This window comes from Dietzia sp. NPDC055340, assembly GCF_053645335.1.
Genome location: NZ_JBSHML010000009.1, coordinates 51,767 through 68,955, shown reverse-complemented (window position 1 = coordinate 68,955; position 17,189 = coordinate 51,767). Strand labels below are relative to the sequence as shown.

Here is a 17,189-nt window from a genome sequence, read left to right as displayed (position 1 = left end):
TTGACGGTACGACACGCGCGGGACTTCGGCAGCCGGAACGGGGGACCTTTCCCTCGGCGCCGCCTCGGTTCCGGATGGGTGTCGCGTCAGCGTCGGGTCAGTGCGGGCGGGGCCGCAGGACGACCTCGGTGGGGTGCGCGTCGGGTGTCGCGTCCAACGCCTGCCGGATCGCCGCGGCCACCGACTCGGGTGTGAGGAACGCGCCCGGGTCGTAGGTGCCGCCCTCGTCGGCGACGATCGCGCGCTGCATGTCGGTGTCGACGCGCCCGGGGTGGACGGACGTGACGCGCAGGTCCGGCTCCTCCTGACGGAGCACGTCGGAGAAGGCGCGCAGGGCGAACTTGGAAGCCGCGTAGGAGCCCCAGCCGGCCTTGGCGGTGTACCCCGCGCCGGAGTTGACGACGACGACGTGGCCCCGAGCCGTACGCAGCGACGGGAGGAGGGCCCGCGTCAGCTCGAGGACCGCGACCACATTGACCTCGAAGGCGCGGCGCCACTGGTCGGCCTCCGTGTCGGCGATCCGGCCCAGCTCGGCGATGCCCGCGCAATGGACGAGCCCGTCGAGGGTGTCGATCCCGGCCGCGGCCAGTGCGGGCCCGTCGGCGGACGAGAGGTCGGCGGTCACGACCCTGGCCGACCGGCAGTCGCCGGCGACCGCGTTCAGCGCGTCGGTGTCGCGTCCCACCAGGACGAGGTCGTGCGATTCGGACAGGGCGCGGGCGGTGGCGGCCCCGATCCCGCGGGAGGCGCCGGTGACGAGGACAGTGCTCATGCCGCCGAGGCTAGTCGGCGTCGAAGGCGTCGAGCAGTGAAGTGAGGGCGGGGACGGCGTCGGCGAGCACGGCGCGATGCTCCGGGGAGAGTCGGGACAGCTGCTCGGCGAAGTCCCGGTCCCGGTCCATGAGGACCTGCTTGATGCGGTCCCGGCCCAGGTCGGTCAGCGCGACGCTGACCCCGCGACGATCCGCCTCGTCCGGGATCCGCGTGACGTAGCCCATCGACTCGATCACGCTCACCGAGTTGCTGGTGGTGGGGACGCGGACGTTCTCCAGGCGGGCCAGGTAGGACATGCGCAGCGGTCCGTGGTTGGCCAACGTGTGCAGGATCGAGGTCTGTGCCCGGCTCAACTCGTACTGGGTGTTCTGCCGGCGGACCAGTAGGTCCAGGCGCAGCATGATGGGCCGGAACAGAGTCGCCAGCTCGAGCGCCGGCCCGTCGTGTGCGGCCGGCGGCGCCGGGTCCGCAGCCGACGGCTCCCCGTCCGTCACGGCGGTCCCCGGGGAGGCCTGAGGCTCACCGCCCGTGGTGGCTACGGGCTCTCTCGTCGTCGTCTCCATCTACACCAGCCCCCTCGACACCGACTTCCCCCGAAGCCCCGTCGACCGGAATGTAAACATGATTTTTTGCCGTCATGGGGCATCACCCCGGCCTCCCGGGTGATACTTGACGAATGGATCTGTATCACCGCGTCACGGGCACCGGGCCGACCGTCGTTCTCATCCACGGGGTCTGCCACCGTGGGCACGCCTGGGACCCCGTCGTCCCGCTGCTGGAGGACCGGTACCGGCTGGTGATGGTGGACCTACCGAGCCACGGGCTCTCCCCGGACCTGCCGACCGAGGGCGACCCGCTGGAGTACATGGTCGACCAGGTCACCACCATGCTGGAGGACATCGTCCCGCCCGGCGAGCGCGCGCACTTCGCCGGAAACTCCCTCGGCGGCTTCCTCGCGCTGGAGATGGCGGCCCGCGGGCACGCGCACAGTGCGACGGCCCTCTCACCTGCGGGATTCTTCAGATCCGACGCCGACTGGCGCTACACGATCACCGTGTTCCACAGCCTGCAGCGCGTCGCCGCCAAGCTCGGTCGGCACATCCCCGCGGTGTCGCAGCGGGCGGCGGGGCGCGCGGTGATGATGGGTGCCTTCTGCGCGCGGCCGTGGCGCTACCCGGCCGAGGCAGCGGCGATCGACGGCGAGGCGATCATCACCAACACCGTGCTCGACCGGGCCGACAGGCGCGCGTTCGTGTTCACCGCGCCCGTCGACGAGGACGTGCCGCTGACCATCCGCTGGGGCCGGTTCGACCTCGTGCTCCCCGCGGCGCAGCGGCGGCTCGCGGCACGGCTGTTCCCGCGGGCGCGGATCGAGACCTCCGCCGACGGGCACGTGCCGATGTCCGACGATCCGGAGGGTGTCGCCGCATCGATCGCGGCCACCGTCGAGCGCGGCCTGGCCCGCGACCGCGAGCTCGCCCTCGCCCGGTAACCCGCGCATGCGCGTCCTCTTTGCTCGTAGCCGGCGGGGTTACGCGTCGGCTTTGCTTCATTCCGGACGCGTAACCCCAGCGTATAGGCGCATTCCGGGCGCGCACGCCCGGACCAGGTAGATGACCGACGCCCCGCCTCCTCGGGAGGAAGCGGGGCGTCATGTCGTGCGCGTGAGGGGCAGGGTCGGTCAGGAGCCCAGCAGGCCCGCCGGCAGCAGGCCGCCCAGTGACCCGGCTCCGCCGCCGAAGCCGTTCTTCCACGCCACCACGGTCGAGGGCCGCGGCTGCGAGGCGCCGCCGTCGGGCCAGTGCGAGGCCGGGTTCTCGATCGAGGAACCGTCCTTCTCGCCCGGGTGCTGGACGTTGACGATCGCGCGGTTCTCGAAAACCAGCGGGCCGCACGTCTCGGCGCCGATCGGCACGGTGAGGAACAGCTTGGTCTCGCCGCGGTTCGGACCTGACGTGGTGACGGAGTAGAGGCCGTCGTTGAAGCCGAGTGCGTTGCCGTCGGTGGAGACCCACAGGCCGCCGTCCGGGCCGAACGCCACGTTGTCCGGGCAGGAAATCGGGCTGACCTTGGACTTGTCGAAGCCGCCGAAGTAGGTGTCGGCCTCCTTCGGGTCGCCGCAGACGAGCAGCAAGTTCCAGCCGAAGGTGGTGCCCGCGTGGTCGTCGGTGATCTCCACGACCTGGCCGTGCTTGTTGTTGTGCCGCGGGTTGGCCTCGTCGGCGGCGGCCTTGCCGGCGGTGCCGCGCTGCGAGTTGTTGGTCAGCGCCATGTAGACCTTGCCGGTGGTCGGGCTGGGCTCGACGTCCTCGGGACGGTCCATCTTGGTGGCGCCCACCGCGTCACCGGCCATGCGGGTGTGCACCGCGACCTGCTCGGGGGTCATGCCGACCACATGCGAGACGGCCGTGCCGTCGGCGGTGACCGTCATCAGCGGGATCCAGGTGCCGGTGCCGTCGAACCGGCCGTCGGCGGGCAGGGCGCCGGTGCCGTCGATCTCGGCGGCCGGGGAGTTGCCGGAGAAGGTGGCCACGTAGAGGGTGCCCTCGTCGAGGATCTTCATGTTCTCGGCGCGCGCGGTGGCGGTCTGGCCCGGGTTGATCTTGCGGCTCGAGACGAACTTGTAGAGATAGTCGAAGCGCTCGTCGTCGCCGGAGTAGGCCACCACGGTGCCGCCGGGGGTCACGTGGATGCTGGCGCCCTCGTGCTTGAACCGGCCCATGGCGGAGTGCTTGACCGGGGTGGAGGTCGGGTTCCACGGGTCGACCTCGACCACGTAGCCGAAGCGGTTGACCTCGTTCGGCTCCTTGGCCAGATCGAAGCGGTCGTCGAAGTTCTCCCACTTCCGGCCGGACGTCTCGGCGGCGATGCCGTAGCGACGCAGCTGCTCGAGCCTCGTGGAATCGGTGATGGCGCCGGCGGTGCCGAAGTACTGGTTGAAGTTCTCCTCGCCGGACAGCACGGTGCCCCACGGGGTGTGGCCGCCGGCGCAGTTGTTCAGGGTGCCCAGCACGCGCGTGCCGGTCGGGTCCGCGTTGGTCCGGGTCAGCGGGCCGACGGCGGGGCCGCGCAGCTCGAACGGGGTCAGCGCGGTGATGCGGCGGTTGTAGGAGCCCAGCACCGGGTCGAGCCCGCCGTCGTTCGGGCGGCTGGCCAGCTCCACCACGGACATGCCGTGCGCGGCCCAGGCGATCTCGACCTGCTCGCGGGTCGGATTCTCCGGGTCGTAGCCGCGGAACATCGAGGGCTCGGTCGTGTACTCGTGGTTCACGGTGAACAGGAAGCGCTCGTCGCGGTCGTCCATGGGGAACATCACGGCGAGGTCGCAGTTGAAGCCGTACTGCCGGGCCTGCGCGGCGGCGGTCTGGTTCTCGAAGTCGAACTCGGGCGCGCCGGCGATCACGGGGTCGCCCCAGCGGATCACCACGTCACTCGAGTACCCCGCCGGGACGGTCACGGCGTCGTCGGTGTTGGGGGAGACCGGGGTGAATGTGGTGTCGACGCCGTTGCCGCCTAGCGATCCCGTGTCGCCGAGCGAGCCGGCGGCCGAACCCTGGGCCGCCGCCACGCCGGGCATCACCTGCGTGGCGCCCACGGCGAGCGCCACCACGCCGGCGGCCTTCAGGGCGCCGCGGCGGCTGATCTCGGTGGCGATGTCCCCGAAGTACGGGTTGCCCGTGGTGTTGGGAACCGGCGCGGCGCACTGGTCACCACACTTGTAGACACAGGTGATGTGCTGGCGGTTCGAGATCCCGGGCGCAGCACCTCCCGAGGTGGTGAGCGGCAGCAGGCGGCGGATCGACATCATTTCTCCCTGAAGACGTTTGCGGCTGAGCGAACCCTGTGACCGTAGGAAGGGCGGACGACCATCCGGGAGAGAGGTGGCCACGTCCGGATGAACTACGGGCGCAGTGCGGGTGAACTCTCCGCTCGGTCGCTACAGTCACCTGTGTTCACCCTCAATCTCGGATCGTCCGGCACGTTCCTGCCGGTGAAGGGAAAGTGACGCAACGTGTCCGGAGTCAGTTTCGAGAACGTGTCCATCGTCTATCCCGGGGCGACCCGCCCCAGTGTCGACGAGCTGGACCTGCACATCGGGGAGGGCGAGTTCCTGGTCCTCGTCGGCCCGTCGGGGTGCGGCAAGTCCACCATCCTGCGTTCGCTCGCCGGCCTGGAGCCGGTCACGCAGGGCACGATCACCATCGGCGGCAAGGACGTCACCGGACTCGAGCCCAAGGACCGGGACATCGCGATGGTGTTCCAGAACTACGCCCTCTACCCGCACTACACGGTCCGCGAGAACATGGGCTTCGCCCTGAAGCTGGCCAAGAAGTCCAAGGCCGAGATCACCGAGCGGGTCGACAGGGCCGCGGAGATGCTCGACCTGGTGCCCTACCTGAACCGCAAGCCCAAGGAACTCTCGGGCGGCCAGCGTCAGCGTGTGGCGATGGGCCGGGCGATCGTGCGGAGCCCGCAGGTGTTCCTCATGGACGAGCCGCTGTCCAACCTCGACGCCAAACTGCGTGTGGCCACGCGTGCCCAGATCGCCAAGCTGCAACGCGAGCTGCACACCACGATGATCTACGTGACCCACGACCAGGTCGAGGCCATGACGATGGGCGACCGGGTGGCGGTCCTGCGTGACGGGCGTCTCCAGCAGGTCGCGGCCCCGCGTGAGCTGTACGAGAACCCGATCAACGCGTTCGTGGCCGGCTTCATCGGTTCGCCGGCGATGAACCTCTTCGACGCGCCGGTGGTCGACGGGACCGTCGATCTCGACGGCATGCGGGTCCCCGCCCCGGCCGGCGCGGTCGGCACGGTCACCATCGGCGTGCGGCCAGAGCATCTGCGCCTGGCCGCGCAGGGCGGGGAGGGAATGCACGCCGTCGTCGACCTGGTCGAGGAGCTCGGTGCGGACAGTTTCCTGCACTGCTCGACGCCCGACGGGCACCCGCTCGTCTATCGCGCCGAGTCGACCGACCACCCGCGCAAGGGCGAGGACATCCGCCTGGCCGCGCACGAGGGGCAGGTTCGGTTCTTCGACGCCGAGACGGGTGACCGCCTGCGCTGAGTATCAGCTGCGCAGGGGTCTCACCGCGCGGATGGGCTGAGTGCGTTCTCCGGTGTCACCGCCAGTAGCCGGTGAACGTCACGATGTCCCTGGCGACGCCGCATTCCCTGACCAGGAACCGGCGGAGGCCGGTCACCATGGACGACGGGCCGGCGAGATAGGCATAGGTGAGGTCGACCGGGGCGCCGCGCCGCCGGACCTCATCGGTCGCGCGGGCGCCGGGCTCGTCGTCGTCGCCCCGTTGTTTCCACACGACCTCGACCCCCACGGGTCGGGGGAGATCGCGGATGTCGCGGGGGTCTCTGACCTCGACGACGACGAGCCCGCTCAGGGCCGGCGGGGCCTGGTCCAGGATGCCGGCGATCGCGGGCAGTGCGGATTCGTCGCCGACCAGTAGTTCGGCCGTGGACCCGACCGGCGGTGCGTAGAGGCGTCCCTCGTCGAGTATCGCGGCAGGGGAGCCGATCGCCGCCTCGCGCGCCCAGGTCAGACCCGGGCCGGAGTGGGAGTCGTCCACATGCACGTCGAAGTCGAGCTCGGCGGTGGCCCGTCCCGCTGCCGGGTCGGCGGGTCGGTACCCGGCGGTCGTGTAGTTGCGGATGAGCGGCCGACGAGAGGGCGGGGTGAGCGTGTAGGCGGCCATGCTGCGGATGCTCATGTCCGGCAGCGTCTTCGGTTCAGCGGACCCGCCGGCACCTTCGGTCGGCAGGAACAGGCGGAACCACTGGTCCGCGCCCATGGGGCGGTAGTCGGCCAGGGCCTCGCCGGTCACGGTCAGCCGCACGAAGGACGGACTGATCAGTTCTCGGGCGGTGAGGGTGACGGGGACGGTGACGGCGGCGCCGGGCTTGATCCTTCTGATTGACATATGGTGTGGCTAACCTAACTAGCTGCGCTTGCCGCGGCGCCGAAGGTCACGTTTAGGTAGCGACCTGATGCGGGTGTGACAAGCAGGGCGAGGTGCGGGCGGCGCTGGGATAGGGTTCCTGAAGACATTGTGAGTGCGGCCACTGGTCGTCCTCGCGCGGGTCGATGACAGGAGTTGGATTCATGGCCGGATTCGGCAGGATTTTCAAGGGTGCTGCGATCGCCTCGATCGTCGCGCTCTCCGTGACCGCATGTTCGAGCGACGACGGCGGCGACACGTCGGCGAGCGAGGACACCACCGCCGGTGTCGAGTCGCGCGGTCCCATCAAGTTCGCGATGGGTAAGAACGACGTCGAGACACTGAAGCCGTTCATCGAGCAGTGGAACGCCGAGCACCCCGACGAGGAGGTCACCCTCCACGAGCTGCCCGGTGACCAGGACGGTCAGCGTGACACGCTGGTCCAGTCCCTTCAGGCCAAGAGCGGCGAGTACGACGTGTTCGCGCTGGACATCACCGACACCGCCCACTTCGCGGCGAACGAGTGGATCCAGCCGATCGAGGGCGACACCGCCGTCGACACCTCCGGCCTCCTCCCGGCCGCCGTCGAGTCGGCCACCTACAACGGCACGCTCTACGCGGTCCCGCAGAACACCAACGCGCAGCTGCTGTACTACCGCACCGATATGCAGCCCGAGGCCCCGGCCAACTGGCAGGCCCTGGTCGACTCGTGCATCGCTGCGTTCGAGGCCGACATCGACTGCCTGCAGATGCCGCTCAATCTCGGCGAGCAGACCACGGTGGCCGCCAGCCAGTTCATCAACAGCTGGGGTGGCGCCATCATGGGCGAGGACGGTGCGACCCCCGAGGTCGAGTCCGAGCAGTCGCGCGCCGGACTCCAGGCGCTCGTCGACGGCTACCAGTCCGACGTGATCGCCAAGAAGACCGACTCCTTCTCCGAGGAGGAGACCGCTCTCGGCTTCCTCGCCGGCGAGACCATGTACTCCTACAACTGGCCGTACATGTACGACAAGGCGCTGACCGAGGGGCAGCCCGAGGTCGCCGAGAACTTCGACGTCGCGCCGATCCTCGGCCCGGACGGCGCGGGTGCCTCCACCCTGGGTGGCTACAACAACGCCATCAGCGTCTTCTCGGAGAACAAGGCCACCGCTGTGGACTTCGTCCAGTACATCATCAGCGAAGAGGTCCAGATGGGCTTCGCCCAGGCCTCGTTCCCGCCGGTGCTGGCCTCGATCTATGACAACGCGGACCTGCAGGCCGAGTTCCCGTACATGACCGCGCTGAAGGTCGCGCTGGACAACGCCAAGCCCCGCCCGGTGACCCCGTTCTACCCGGCGGTGTCCAAGGCGGTGCAGGACAACACCCACGCAGCACTCAAGGACGAGAAGTCCGTCGACCAGGCAACGACCGATATGGCCGCGGCCATCCAGCAGGCCGGAAACTGAGAATTCGCGGCTGAGGTGAGCGGGAGACCTTCGAACTCCCGGACTCATCGCCGTACCGCCGTCGACCGGCCGGTGCGCGGGTATACGATCCCGTGTGCCGGCCGGTTCGTCGTCGGGGGCGTCGGCTCCCGCACCTAGTTCCAGGCGCCACAGCCGCACCGTGTGCCGTACCACTCCTCGCACCACCGAAACCAGGAGGGCCGATGACAGCCCAGCGACCGGAGGCCTCGACGGCCCCGGCCTCCCCGCCAGGCGTTGAGCCGAAGGCGGCCGAGTCGCCGGCGCTCGTCAAGAAGAAGTTCGACTGGCGCCCACTGTGGATGGTCGGGCCGCCGCTGGTCATCCTCGCCGTCATCATCGGCTACCCGATCGTGCGGGCCGTCTATCTGTCGTTCGTCGGCGATGCCGGTCTCAATCCCGCGACCGGCAAGTTCGAGGCGGGGACGTTCGGCACCCTCCAGCACTACATCTACTGGCTCACCCAGACGTGCACCAGCAACAGTGGCGACTCCGTCCCGTGCGCCCCCGGCAACATCGCCACCGACTTCTGGCCCGCCATGCGCAACACGGCGATGTTCACCGTGGTGACCGTGTCGATCGAGACGGCGCTCGGCTTCTGGATGGCCGTGGTCATGGGTCGCAACATCTGGGGCCGCGCCCTGTTGCGGGCCGCGGTGCTGGTGCCCTGGGCCATCCCCACCGCAGTCACGGCCAAGCTGTGGGCGTTCATCTTCTCGCCCAACGGGATCGTCAACTCGATTCTCGGCCGCGACATCGCCTGGACCACCGACCCCTTCTACTCGAAGGTCGCCGTGATCGTCGCCGACGTGTGGAAGACCACGCCGTTCATGGCGCTGCTCATCCTCGCCGGCCTGCAGATGATCCCCCGCGACGTCTACGAGGCGGCCCGCGTGGACGGCGCCTCCAAGTGGCAGCAGTTCACCAGGATCACCCTGCCGCTGGTCCGGCCGGCGCTCATGGTGGCGGTCCTGTTCCGCACCCTCGATGCGCTGCGCATGTACGACCTGCCGGTGATCCTCATCAGCGCCAACTCGAGCTCGCCCACGGCCACCATCTCGCAGCTCGTGGTCAATCAGATGAGAACCGGCGCATTCAACAGCGCGTCCGCGTTGTCCACCTTGGTGTTCCTGCTCATCTTCGCGGTGGCGTTCGTCATGGTGAAGTGGCTCGGGGCGAACGTGGTCGAAGACCGCACCGGCAAGAAGGAGGAGATCCGGTGAGCGCACCCACCGCCCCGGCCGGTTCCGGTCCGGGATCCCGACCCGGCGGCCGGCCCGACTCCGCCCGCCCGGCCCTCAAGGCGCCCAGGCCCCCGCTCTGGCCGCAGATCCGCACCTACCTGGGTGCACTGTTCATCCTGGTCTGGGGTCTCGCGCCGTTCTACTGGATGGTCGTCACCGCATTCCGGGACAACGTGCACACGTTCTCGCAGAACCCGCTGCCGACGCACCTGACGCTCGACAACTTCAAGCAGGCCCTCGACACGAGCGGTGGCAACGACTTCCTGGCGGCGATCGGCAACTCGGTCCTCATCAGTGTCGTCACCACCGCCGCGGCGATCACCTTCGGCGTGTTCGCCGCCTACGCGCTGGCCCGCGTGGATTTCCGCGGCAAGTTCATGGTGACCGGCGTGATTCTCGCGGCGTCGATGTTCCCGGGCGTCGCCCTGGTGACCCCGCTGTTCCAGCTGTTCACAGATATCGGCTGGATCGGCAGCTACCAGGCGATGATCATCCCCAACATCTCGTTCGCGCTCCCGCTCACGATCTACACGCTCACGTCGTTCTTCAACGACCTGCCGTGGGAGCTCGAGGAGGCCGCGCGCGTCGACGGTGCCACCCGCGGGCAGGCGTTCGTCAAGATCATCCTGCCGCTGGCCGCGCCGGCCCTGTTCACCACAGCGATCCTCGCGTTCATCATGACGTGGAACGAGTTCATGCTGTCGAGCCAGCTGTCGAACCAGTCGACCGAGCCGGTGACCGTGGCGATCGCCCGCTTCGCGGGCAACGACCCGTTCACCCAGCCGTACGCGGCGATCATGGCGGCCGGCGCCCTGGTGACCGTCCCGCTGGTGATCATGGTGCTGATCTTCCAGCGGCGCATCGTCTCCGGTCTCACCGCCGGCGGCCTGAAGAGCTGACCCGGCGGTGGCCCGTTCCGGATCGGACGCGCTGGGCACCCGTCAGCGGCTGGAGGTGCTCGGCGGGTTCGTCGGCTTCTTCACCGTGCTGGCGGTGGTCAACGCCGTCGGGCTGATCGTCACCGGCAGGCCGTCAGCACCGGCCTCGTTCGTGCTCGTGCTGATGCTCGTCCTGTCGTGGCTCAACTTCCGCGCGTGGCGTCGGGCGGACCGCGCGGTCAAGGGCCCCTGAGCCGCGGCCGGCGGGCGCCCTCCTCCCGGGCGAGCCCCGCAGGAGTGTTCTTCAGCGTCCGCCTCAGCGCCCGTCGCGCCAGGCCACCAGTGACTCGACCAGCTCGAGCGGGTAGTCGGGCCCGTCGACGCCCACGGTGAACAACGTGATGCCCTCGGCATGCAGCGCCTCCGCCGTCCGTCGCGCCGCATCCGGTGACTCGGCACCGCCGATCTCGGTGGAGCGTTCGATCTCGGCCGGGTCGCGGCCCACGTCAGCGCAGTGCGCGGCGAGTACCGCGGACTTGTGGCGGTAGGTCTCCACGTCCACGAACGAGTGCCAGATGTCGGCGTGCCGCGCGACGTGCCGGAGCGTCTTGCGCTCCCCGCCGCCGCCGAGCAGCACCGGGATGTCGCGCGTGGGCGCGGGGGTCAGCCGGGCCAGTCGGTTCTCGATGCGCTCCAGCGAGTCGCCGAGCGCGTCCAGCCGCGAGCCCTTCGTGCCGAACTCGTACCCGTACTCGGTGTAGTCGCGCTCGAACCATCCGCTGCCGAGCCCCAGGATGAGCCGCCCGCCCGAGATGTGGTCGACGGTGCGGGCCATGTCGGCGAGCAGGTCGGGATTGCGGTAGCTGTTGCAGGTCACCAGGGCGCCGATCTCGACCCGCTCGGTCTGCTCCGCCCAGGCGGCGAGCATGGTCCAGCACTCGAGGTGGGCGCCGTCGGGGTCGCCGTACAGCGGGTAGAAGTGGTCCCAGTTGAACACCACGTCCACGCCCGCGTCCTCGGACCTGCGGACGGCGTCGCGCAGCAGGCGATAGTCGGGGGCGTGCTGCGGTTGGAGCTGGACGGCGATGCGGACCGGGCGTTCGGCGGTGGCGCTCATGGTCCCATTGTGCGGGCGGTGGGCGGAGCGCGCATCCGTGCTCCGCACCACGCGCCCGGGTTCAGCCCTCGCGGTCGAGGACAAACCAGAAGTGCTCGCCGTCGGAGACGGTGCCGCGCCCGTTCATCACGGCCAGGAGGGTGGTGGGTCGCCCGGAGGCGTCGGTGTCGACGACGACGAAGTGGTCGATCACCGGCAGCCGGTCGTACACCATGGAGGCGGTCGGCCGTCCGCGGAACGAGACCTCCCACAGCGAGGCCCCGCCGCCGCCTGTCGCCGACGTATCGGGAACGACGTCCCCGGAGTCGTCGGTCACGAGGATGGGGTCGACCTTGCGTGCGTCGGTGAAGTCCTTGCCCCACCAGCGCATCTGGCCGAGCATGCTGAACATCTGGTGCCCGGTGTCCAGGCCGGTGCCGCGCCAGCGGCTGCCGGCGATCTCCTCGACGCGGGCCGGCTCGAGGGCGTCCCACAGGGCGGAGACCCGCTCGGAGGGGACGGTCTCGAGGTTGCGGATCTCGGTGAGCTCGGCCGCGCTCACAGGCCGTACGTCTTTCCGATGATGTCGCGCTGGACCTCGTTGGTGCCTCCGTAGATCGGCGAGACCACGGCCTGGCGGACGAGACGCTCCATGCCGTACTCGGTGGCGTAGCCGTAGCCGCCCATCGACTGCATGCACTCGAGGGTGACGCGCTTGCTCAGCTCGGTGGCCTTGAGCTTGACCATGGACGCCTCGCGCGGGAAGAGGGCGTCGGGGTCCGACTCGTCGACCTTCCTGGCCACCGCGTAAACGAGCAGGCGGGTGGCCTCGATCTCGGTGGCCAGGTCGGCCATGCGGTGGCGGATCACCTGGAAGGAGCCGACGGGGCGGCCGAACTGCTCGCGCTCCTTGATGAAGTTCAGGCAGTCGTCGAACGCACGCTGGGCCACGCCGAGCTGCATGGCGGCCAGGATGAGGCGCTCGGTGTTGAGGCCGGTCATGAGCTGCTGCCAGCCGCCGCCGACCTCGCCGACCACCGCGTCGGCCGGCAGGCGGACGTCGGTGAAGTAGAGGTCGTTGACCTCCTTGCCGCCCATGGTGTCGATGCCGGTGATCTGCAGGCCCTCGATGTCGGCCGGCACGTCGAACATCGTGATTCCCTCGTGCTTCCTGCCCGACGAGTCGGTGCGGGCGACCAGCAGGATGCGGTCGGCGAAGTGGGCGTTGGAGCACCAGGTCTTCTGGCCGTTGATCGCCCACTCGTCGCCGTCGCGCTCGGCCTTGCAGCGCAGCGCGGCCACGTCGGAGCCGGCGCCGGGCTCGGACATCGAGATCGACAGGGTGCCGCCGCCCACGGTGAGCTCGAGGGCGCGCTTGCGCTGTTCTTCGTTACCGAACTTCTCGTAGGCGGCGGCGGTGATCAGGGTGGGGCCGATGCCGCCGATGGGGGCCAGGCCCTTGAGCGAGTGCTCGAGGAGGAGGCAGAGTTCGACCGCGCCGGCGGCGGAGCCGCCGTACTCCTCGGGGATGGTCAGGCCGAGCCAGCCGAGTTCGGCCATCTTGGCGTAGATCTCGGGAGAGTGGGTGCCGCCCTCCATGGTCAGCTCGGCACGCTTCTCGACGCTGCCGACCTCGCGTGCACAGAAGTCGTCGATCGACTTGGCGAAGTCACGCTGCTCTTCGGTAAGGATGTCGAACACGTCGAGCCTCTTTCCTTGCTGTAGGGGTGTCGGGAACGGTCGCAGTCGACTACTGTGGCCGGTATCACCGTACGCTACATCAAATATATGTGATCTGAATCGGGAGGCTTCCGATGACCACCACCGAGCCGAGCAAGACCGGCCCCACCTTCGCCAGCCTGGACCCGCGCGACGGCACGGTCCTCGCGGAATACCCGATCGCCGGCCCGGAGGAGGTCGCCCTCGCCGTGGAGCGAGCCCGCGCCGCCGCCGCGTGGTGGGCGACGCAGGGGCCGCGTGGTCGGCGAGAATGGTTGCTGGAGTACAAGCGTGCGATCTCCTCTCGCGCGGCCGAGCTGGCCGCGCTGATCTCCGCCGAGACCGGGAAGCCGGACGAGGACGCGACCCTCGAGGTGTTGCTCGCGGTCGGCCACCTGGAGTGGGCCGCCAAGAACGCCAACAAGGTCCTTCGTCGTCGCTCCGTCTCGGCCGGTCTGCTCATGAGCAACCAGTCCGCGTACGTCGAGTACCAGCCGTTCGGCGTGGTGGGGGCGATCGGCCCGTGGAATTACCCGGTCTTCACCCCGATGGGCACGCTGTCCTACGCCATGGCCGCCGGTAACGCGGTCGTGTTCAAGCCCAGCGAGTTCACGCCGGGTGTCGGCGTGTGGCTCGCCGAGGTCTGGGATTCTCTCGGCGCCTCCCAGCCGCTCATCCAGACCATCACCGGTGACGGCTCGACCGGCGCCGCACTGTGCAGGGCGGGCGTCGACAAGCTGGCCTTCACCGGTTCCGCCGCGACGGGCCGCAAGGTCATGGCCGCGTGCGCCGAGACCCTCACCCCGGTCGTCATCGAGGGCGGCGGCAAGGACGCGGTACTCATCGACAAGGACGCGAATCTCGACGCCGCTGTGGATCAGACCGTCTTCGGCGCCATGGGCAACGCGGGCCAGACCTGCGCCGGCGTCGAGCGGATCTACGTGCACGAGGACGTCCACGAGGCGTTCGTCCACAAGTTCGCCGCGAAGGTCCGCGCCCTGTCGCCCGGCACCTCGATCAGCTCGAGCTACGGTCCCATGACCATGCCCTCGCAGGTCGACATCATCCGCCGCCACGTCAAGGACGCGATCGCCCGCGGCGGCAGGGCCGTGGTCGGTGGCGAGGAGTCGGTGGGCGACCGGATCGTCGAGCCGGTCGTGCTGGTCGACGTGCCGGAGGACTCGACCGCCATCACCGAGGAGACCTTCGGCCCGACCGTGACCATCAACAAGGTGGGCGACCTGGAGGAGGCCGTCGAGAAGGCCAACGCCGTCAACTACGGCCTGGGCAGCGCGATCTTCACCAAGGACCGCAAGCGTGGACTCGCACTCGCGGAGAAGGTCGATGCCGGCATGGTCTCGATCAACTCGTTCCTCGCGTTCGCCGGCATCGCGGCCCTGCCGTTCGGTGGCTCGGGCGAGTCGGGCTTCGGCCGGATCCACGGCGCCGACGGGTTGCGGGAGTTCTCCCGCCCGCGCTCGATCACGGTCGAGAAGTTCGCCGCCCCGCTCAATCTCATGACGATGACCCGCAAGCCGCGGGACATCAAGATCGTCAAGTGGATGCTCACCAACGTCCAGGGAAAGATGTGATCCAGGCATGACCGCGACCACGCCAGGTACGACCGGGGATGTGTCGACGACGACGAAGCCGTCGCCGTCGTCGGCCGACACCCGGCAGCGGACGGTCCCCGGGGTGTTCGGTCCGATCCCGGTGGACATGGTCCCCGACGCGGACAGGGCGCATCCGCTCACGGCCAGCGTGCCGTTCAAGCCGGGCCGCTGGTACTGGCGCGATCTCATCGCGTCGCTCGACCCGGTGACGGACGCGGCCGAGATCCACCGCATCACCGCCGCGTACGAGTTCCCGTGGGACTACCAGCGGGCGCTCGAGCTGGCGCTGTACCGCACGTACTGCGTGCCGTCCGTCTCCGCGGTGCTGGCCGGGGCGGGCAACTTCCGGGAGGCTCCGCAGCAGCGATACGACGACACGGCGCTCCTCATGGCCGAACTCGTGGAGCACGGTGTCGATTCGACGCGCGGCAAGGAGTCGCTGCGGGTGATCAACCGGCAGCACGCGATGTACGAGATCACGAACGACGACATGCTGTACGTGCTGTCGACGTTCATCTACGAGCCGCTCGAGTGGATCGACGCCAACGGCTGGCGCCGTCTGCACCCGAACGAGCGGCTCGCCGCGTTTCACTTCTATCGCGGTGTGGGGCAGCGGATGAACATCGCCGACATCCCGGAGGACATGGGCGAGTTCCGGCGCTGGCGGGACGCCTACGAGGCCCGGGTGTTCCGCTACGCGGACACCAACAACGAGATAGGCAACTACACGCTCGACCTCATGTGCGCGTGGTATCCGCAATCGGTGCGGCCCCTGGTCCGCAAGGCCGTGCAGTCGCTCATCGATGACGACATGGCGCGGGCCTTCGGCTTCCCGGCCCCGGCTCCGCGGGTACGCGGGGCCGCCTACTCGGCGATCCGCCTGCGGTCGCGCGTCGTCCGCTGGTTCCCGGTCCGCCGTAAGGCGTACGGCACGGAGGGCACGGAGAACCGGACCTATCCCGGCTACCCGACCGGATACCGGCCCGCGGACCTCGGGGCGCACCCCATCACTCCCCGGGATCGGATGGCGGGCGGCGGTTGCCCGGTCCCCCACGGGATGGCGGCCGACCGAAAGGATACTTCGGTGGACGGATCCGGGGGAGGAGCGCCCGAGGGGGAGGTGGCGTGACCACGGACGCGGCGCCGGCCCGGCCGCTCGGTGCTCCGGACCGGTTCGCCGCCGACGAGCGGTGGGGCGCCCGGGCGGCGCTGCTGCTCCGGCCGTTCGCCGACGTGCGATCGGGGCCCACGCCGGCCGAGCGGGCCCGGATCGCCGAGGCGCTGGGCTCCGGTGATCCGGTGGCCGATGCGGTGCTCGAGTCGATCTCCCGTGGTGACACCACGATGGCCCGGGTGCGGGCGGCTCTGCACGCGGCGGTGTCCGGCGAGGCGGCGCCGGCGGGGGAGCCGGACGAGGTCGCGGTCTTCGTGCGCGCGGTCACCGAGCTGCCGGACTGGCTGGACCCCGAGCTCGCCGACCGGGGGGCTCGGGTCTGCCTCCGGGCCGGGCTGACCGGTCAGGACGTGCTGGGCGACCTGGCCTTGCTGGGCGGCTACCGGCCGGCGGCGACCACCGAGGTGCTCGCCTCGACGGGACGCCTCACGGGGGAGGGCACCGCGAAGCGGGTCGCAGAGACCATGGCCTGGTGGCACGCGGTCGCGGCGCCCGACGGCTGGCGGCCGGGCAGTCCCGGCTGGGAGACCACCGTGCACGTGCGTCTCATGCACGCGCGCGTCAATCGGGCGATGCTCGACAAGGGATGGGACGTGGCGGCCAAGGGCCAGCCCATCAACCAGGCCGACATGGCGGCCACCAACGGTCTGTTCTCAGCCACGTTCCTGCTGGGCACGCTCGTGCTGGGCATCCCGCACACGCCGTCCGACGCCCGCGCGGTCCTGCACCTGTGGCGCTGGATGGGGTGGGTCATGGGGGTCGATGAGGACTTCCTGCATGACACTCCCCGGCGTGCGTTGCGGGACATGTACCACTTCCTGCGCACGTCCCCGCCGCCCGACCAGAACTCGGTGATCCTGGGCCGGGCGCTGCTGGACTCGTACGGGCACACGGATTTCCCGCGCCTGCCGACGCTTCGTCGGCGGCTGGACGTGGCCCGCCACCGGGCCACGGCGACCTACCTCAACGGCCCCGCCGGGATGCGTGAGTTGGGGCAGCGGCCGGCCGTGCCGTGGTATCCGGCGCTGCTCATCCCGGCCAACCTGGCCGCCCACGGGGCCGCGCTGGTGTCGCCGAAGGCGCGGCATGCCCTGGAGCGCCGCGGCTACCACCGGATCCGCCGGCAGATCACCCGCTACTCACGCGGGGCCGTCACGCCCCTCGCCTGATCGCCCGTCGGCCGGCGTGGCGCGCCGCTGCCGGTGAGAAGCAGGCTTCGGTCCGAAGCCGCCCCGGCCGCCGCCCCGGCCGCCGGCCCGGCCGCCGGCCCG

Annotated in this window: 16 protein-coding genes; 9 read left to right on the top strand and 7 right to left on the bottom strand. The window is 69.8% G+C overall.

All coding sequences use genetic code 11. The features are described 5' to 3' along the window. Positions 1-97: 97 nt before the first annotated feature. Positions 98-772, bottom strand: coding sequence for an SDR family oxidoreductase (locus tag ACWIFB_RS08530; protein WP_452098242.1), 675 nt, complete (start codon positions 770-772; stop codon positions 98-100). 10 nt (positions 773-782) lie between these two features. Next, positions 783-1,268: a MarR family winged helix-turn-helix transcriptional regulator gene (locus tag ACWIFB_RS08525; protein ID WP_454057989.1), complete on the bottom strand. Its 486-nt coding sequence runs from the start codon at positions 1,266-1,268 to the stop codon at positions 783-785. Positions 1,269-1,450: 182 nt separating this feature from the next. Here ACWIFB_RS08525 and ACWIFB_RS08520 point away from each other — a divergent pair, with 182 nt between their 5' ends. After that, complete coding sequence (locus ACWIFB_RS08520) at positions 1,451-2,266, top strand: alpha/beta fold hydrolase (protein WP_454057988.1); 816 nt, start codon at positions 1,451-1,453, stop codon at positions 2,264-2,266. A 189-nt stretch (positions 2,267-2,455) separates the two neighbouring features. Here ACWIFB_RS08520 and ACWIFB_RS08515 read toward each other — a convergent pair whose 3' ends face one another. After that, positions 2,456-4,579 (bottom strand): PhoX family protein, encoded by a 2,124-nt coding sequence (locus ACWIFB_RS08515; protein ID WP_454057987.1) that lies wholly within the window; start codon positions 4,577-4,579, stop codon positions 2,456-2,458. A 207-nt stretch (positions 4,580-4,786) separates the two neighbouring features. On the opposite strand from ACWIFB_RS08515, the gene ACWIFB_RS08510 reads away from it, so the two are divergent. Next, a complete protein-coding gene (locus tag ACWIFB_RS08510; protein WP_454057986.1) occupies positions 4,787-5,845 on the top strand; it encodes an ABC transporter ATP-binding protein in 1,059 nt (352 codons plus the stop codon). Between the two features lie 55 nt (positions 5,846-5,900). On the opposite strand, the gene ACWIFB_RS08505 is transcribed toward ACWIFB_RS08510, so the two are convergent. Next, the gene (locus ACWIFB_RS08505) at positions 5,901-6,713 is read right to left on the bottom strand and encodes a siderophore-interacting protein (RefSeq protein ID WP_454057985.1); all 813 of its coding nucleotides are present in this window, start codon (positions 6,711-6,713) and stop codon (positions 5,901-5,903) included. A 182-nt stretch (positions 6,714-6,895) separates the two neighbouring features. Between ACWIFB_RS08505 and ACWIFB_RS08500 the strand changes: the two genes are divergently transcribed. The 4 genes from ACWIFB_RS08500 to ACWIFB_RS08485 all read left to right on the top strand — a co-directional run bounded on the left by ACWIFB_RS08500 (position 6,896) and on the right by ACWIFB_RS08485 (position 10,569). After that, positions 6,896-8,176, top strand: coding sequence for an ABC transporter substrate-binding protein (locus ACWIFB_RS08500; RefSeq protein WP_454057984.1), 1,281 nt, complete (start codon positions 6,896-6,898; stop codon positions 8,174-8,176). Positions 8,177-8,379: 203 nt separating this feature from the next. Next, on the top strand, positions 8,380-9,417 hold the full coding sequence (locus ACWIFB_RS08495; protein ID WP_454057983.1) for a carbohydrate ABC transporter permease: 1,038 nt from the start codon (positions 8,380-8,382) through the stop codon (positions 9,415-9,417). 107 nt (positions 9,418-9,524) lie between these two features. Beyond that, on the top strand, positions 9,525-10,337 hold the full coding sequence (locus tag ACWIFB_RS08490; RefSeq protein WP_452098370.1) for a carbohydrate ABC transporter permease: 813 nt from the start codon (positions 9,525-9,527) through the stop codon (positions 10,335-10,337). A 7-nt stretch (positions 10,338-10,344) separates the two neighbouring features. Further along, positions 10,345-10,569 (top strand): hypothetical protein, encoded by a 225-nt coding sequence (locus ACWIFB_RS08485; protein ID WP_454057982.1) that lies wholly within the window; start codon positions 10,345-10,347, stop codon positions 10,567-10,569. Between the two features lie 63 nt (positions 10,570-10,632). On the opposite strand, the gene ACWIFB_RS08480 is transcribed toward ACWIFB_RS08485, so the two are convergent. The 3 genes from ACWIFB_RS08480 to ACWIFB_RS08470 all read right to left on the bottom strand — a co-directional run bounded on the left by ACWIFB_RS08480 (position 10,633) and on the right by ACWIFB_RS08470 (position 13,113). After that, the gene (locus ACWIFB_RS08480; protein ID WP_454057981.1) at positions 10,633-11,433 is read right to left on the bottom strand and encodes an LLM class F420-dependent oxidoreductase; all 801 of its coding nucleotides are present in this window, start codon (positions 11,431-11,433) and stop codon (positions 10,633-10,635) included. A gap of 61 nt (positions 11,434-11,494) precedes the next feature. After that, a complete protein-coding gene (locus ACWIFB_RS08475) occupies positions 11,495-11,974 on the bottom strand; it encodes a GXWXG domain-containing protein (RefSeq protein WP_452098233.1) in 480 nt (159 codons plus the stop codon). After that, a complete protein-coding gene (locus ACWIFB_RS08470) occupies positions 11,971-13,113 on the bottom strand; it encodes an acyl-CoA dehydrogenase family protein (protein ID WP_454057980.1) in 1,143 nt (380 codons plus the stop codon). The genes ACWIFB_RS08475 and ACWIFB_RS08470 overlap by 4 nt, the downstream gene beginning before the upstream one ends. A 113-nt stretch (positions 13,114-13,226) precedes the next feature. Between ACWIFB_RS08470 and ACWIFB_RS08465 the strand changes: the two genes are divergently transcribed. Genes ACWIFB_RS08465 through ACWIFB_RS08455 form a run of 3 tightly spaced genes read left to right on the top strand, consistent with a single transcriptional unit; the run spans position 13,227 to position 17,087 of the window. Then, positions 13,227-14,723, top strand: a complete 1,497-nt coding sequence (locus tag ACWIFB_RS08465) for an aldehyde dehydrogenase family protein (RefSeq protein ID WP_454057979.1) — start codon at positions 13,227-13,229, stop codon at positions 14,721-14,723. Positions 14,724-14,730: 7 nt separating this feature from the next. Continuing rightward, positions 14,731-15,873: an oxygenase MpaB family protein gene (locus ACWIFB_RS08460; RefSeq protein WP_454057978.1), complete on the top strand. Its 1,143-nt coding sequence runs from the start codon at positions 14,731-14,733 to the stop codon at positions 15,871-15,873. Continuing rightward, a complete protein-coding gene (locus ACWIFB_RS08455; RefSeq protein WP_454057977.1) occupies positions 15,870-17,087 on the top strand; it encodes an oxygenase MpaB family protein in 1,218 nt (405 codons plus the stop codon). Before ACWIFB_RS08460 ends, ACWIFB_RS08455 begins: the two co-directional genes overlap by 4 nt. The last annotated feature ends 102 nt before the right edge of the window (positions 17,088-17,189 follow it).

Bases quoted from the DNA above. Each gene is read 5' to 3' on its own strand.
- ACWIFB_RS08530 (WP_452098242.1), bottom strand. From the start codon at position 772: ATGAGCACTGTCCTCGTCACCGGCGCCTCCCGCGGGATCGGGGCCGCC.
- ACWIFB_RS08520 (WP_454057988.1), top strand. From the start codon at position 1,451: ATGGATCTGTATCACCGCGTCACGGGCACCGGGCCGACCGTCGTTCTC.
- ACWIFB_RS08515 (WP_454057987.1), bottom strand. From the start codon at position 4,579: ATGTCGATCCGCCGCCTGCTGCCGCTCACCACCTCGGGAGGTGCTGCG.
- ACWIFB_RS08505 (WP_454057985.1), bottom strand. From the start codon at position 6,713: ATGTCAATCAGAAGGATCAAGCCCGGCGCCGCCGTCACCGTCCCCGTC.
- ACWIFB_RS08500 (WP_454057984.1), top strand. From the start codon at position 6,896: ATGGCCGGATTCGGCAGGATTTTCAAGGGTGCTGCGATCGCCTCGATC.
- ACWIFB_RS08495 (WP_454057983.1), top strand. From the start codon at position 8,380: ATGACAGCCCAGCGACCGGAGGCCTCGACGGCCCCGGCCTCCCCGCCA.
- ACWIFB_RS08480 (WP_454057981.1), bottom strand. From the start codon at position 11,433: ATGAGCGCCACCGCCGAACGCCCGGTCCGCATCGCCGTCCAGCTCCAA.
- ACWIFB_RS08465 (WP_454057979.1), top strand. From the start codon at position 13,227: ATGACCACCACCGAGCCGAGCAAGACCGGCCCCACCTTCGCCAGCCTG.
- ACWIFB_RS08460 (WP_454057978.1), top strand. From the start codon at position 14,731: ATGACCGCGACCACGCCAGGTACGACCGGGGATGTGTCGACGACGACG.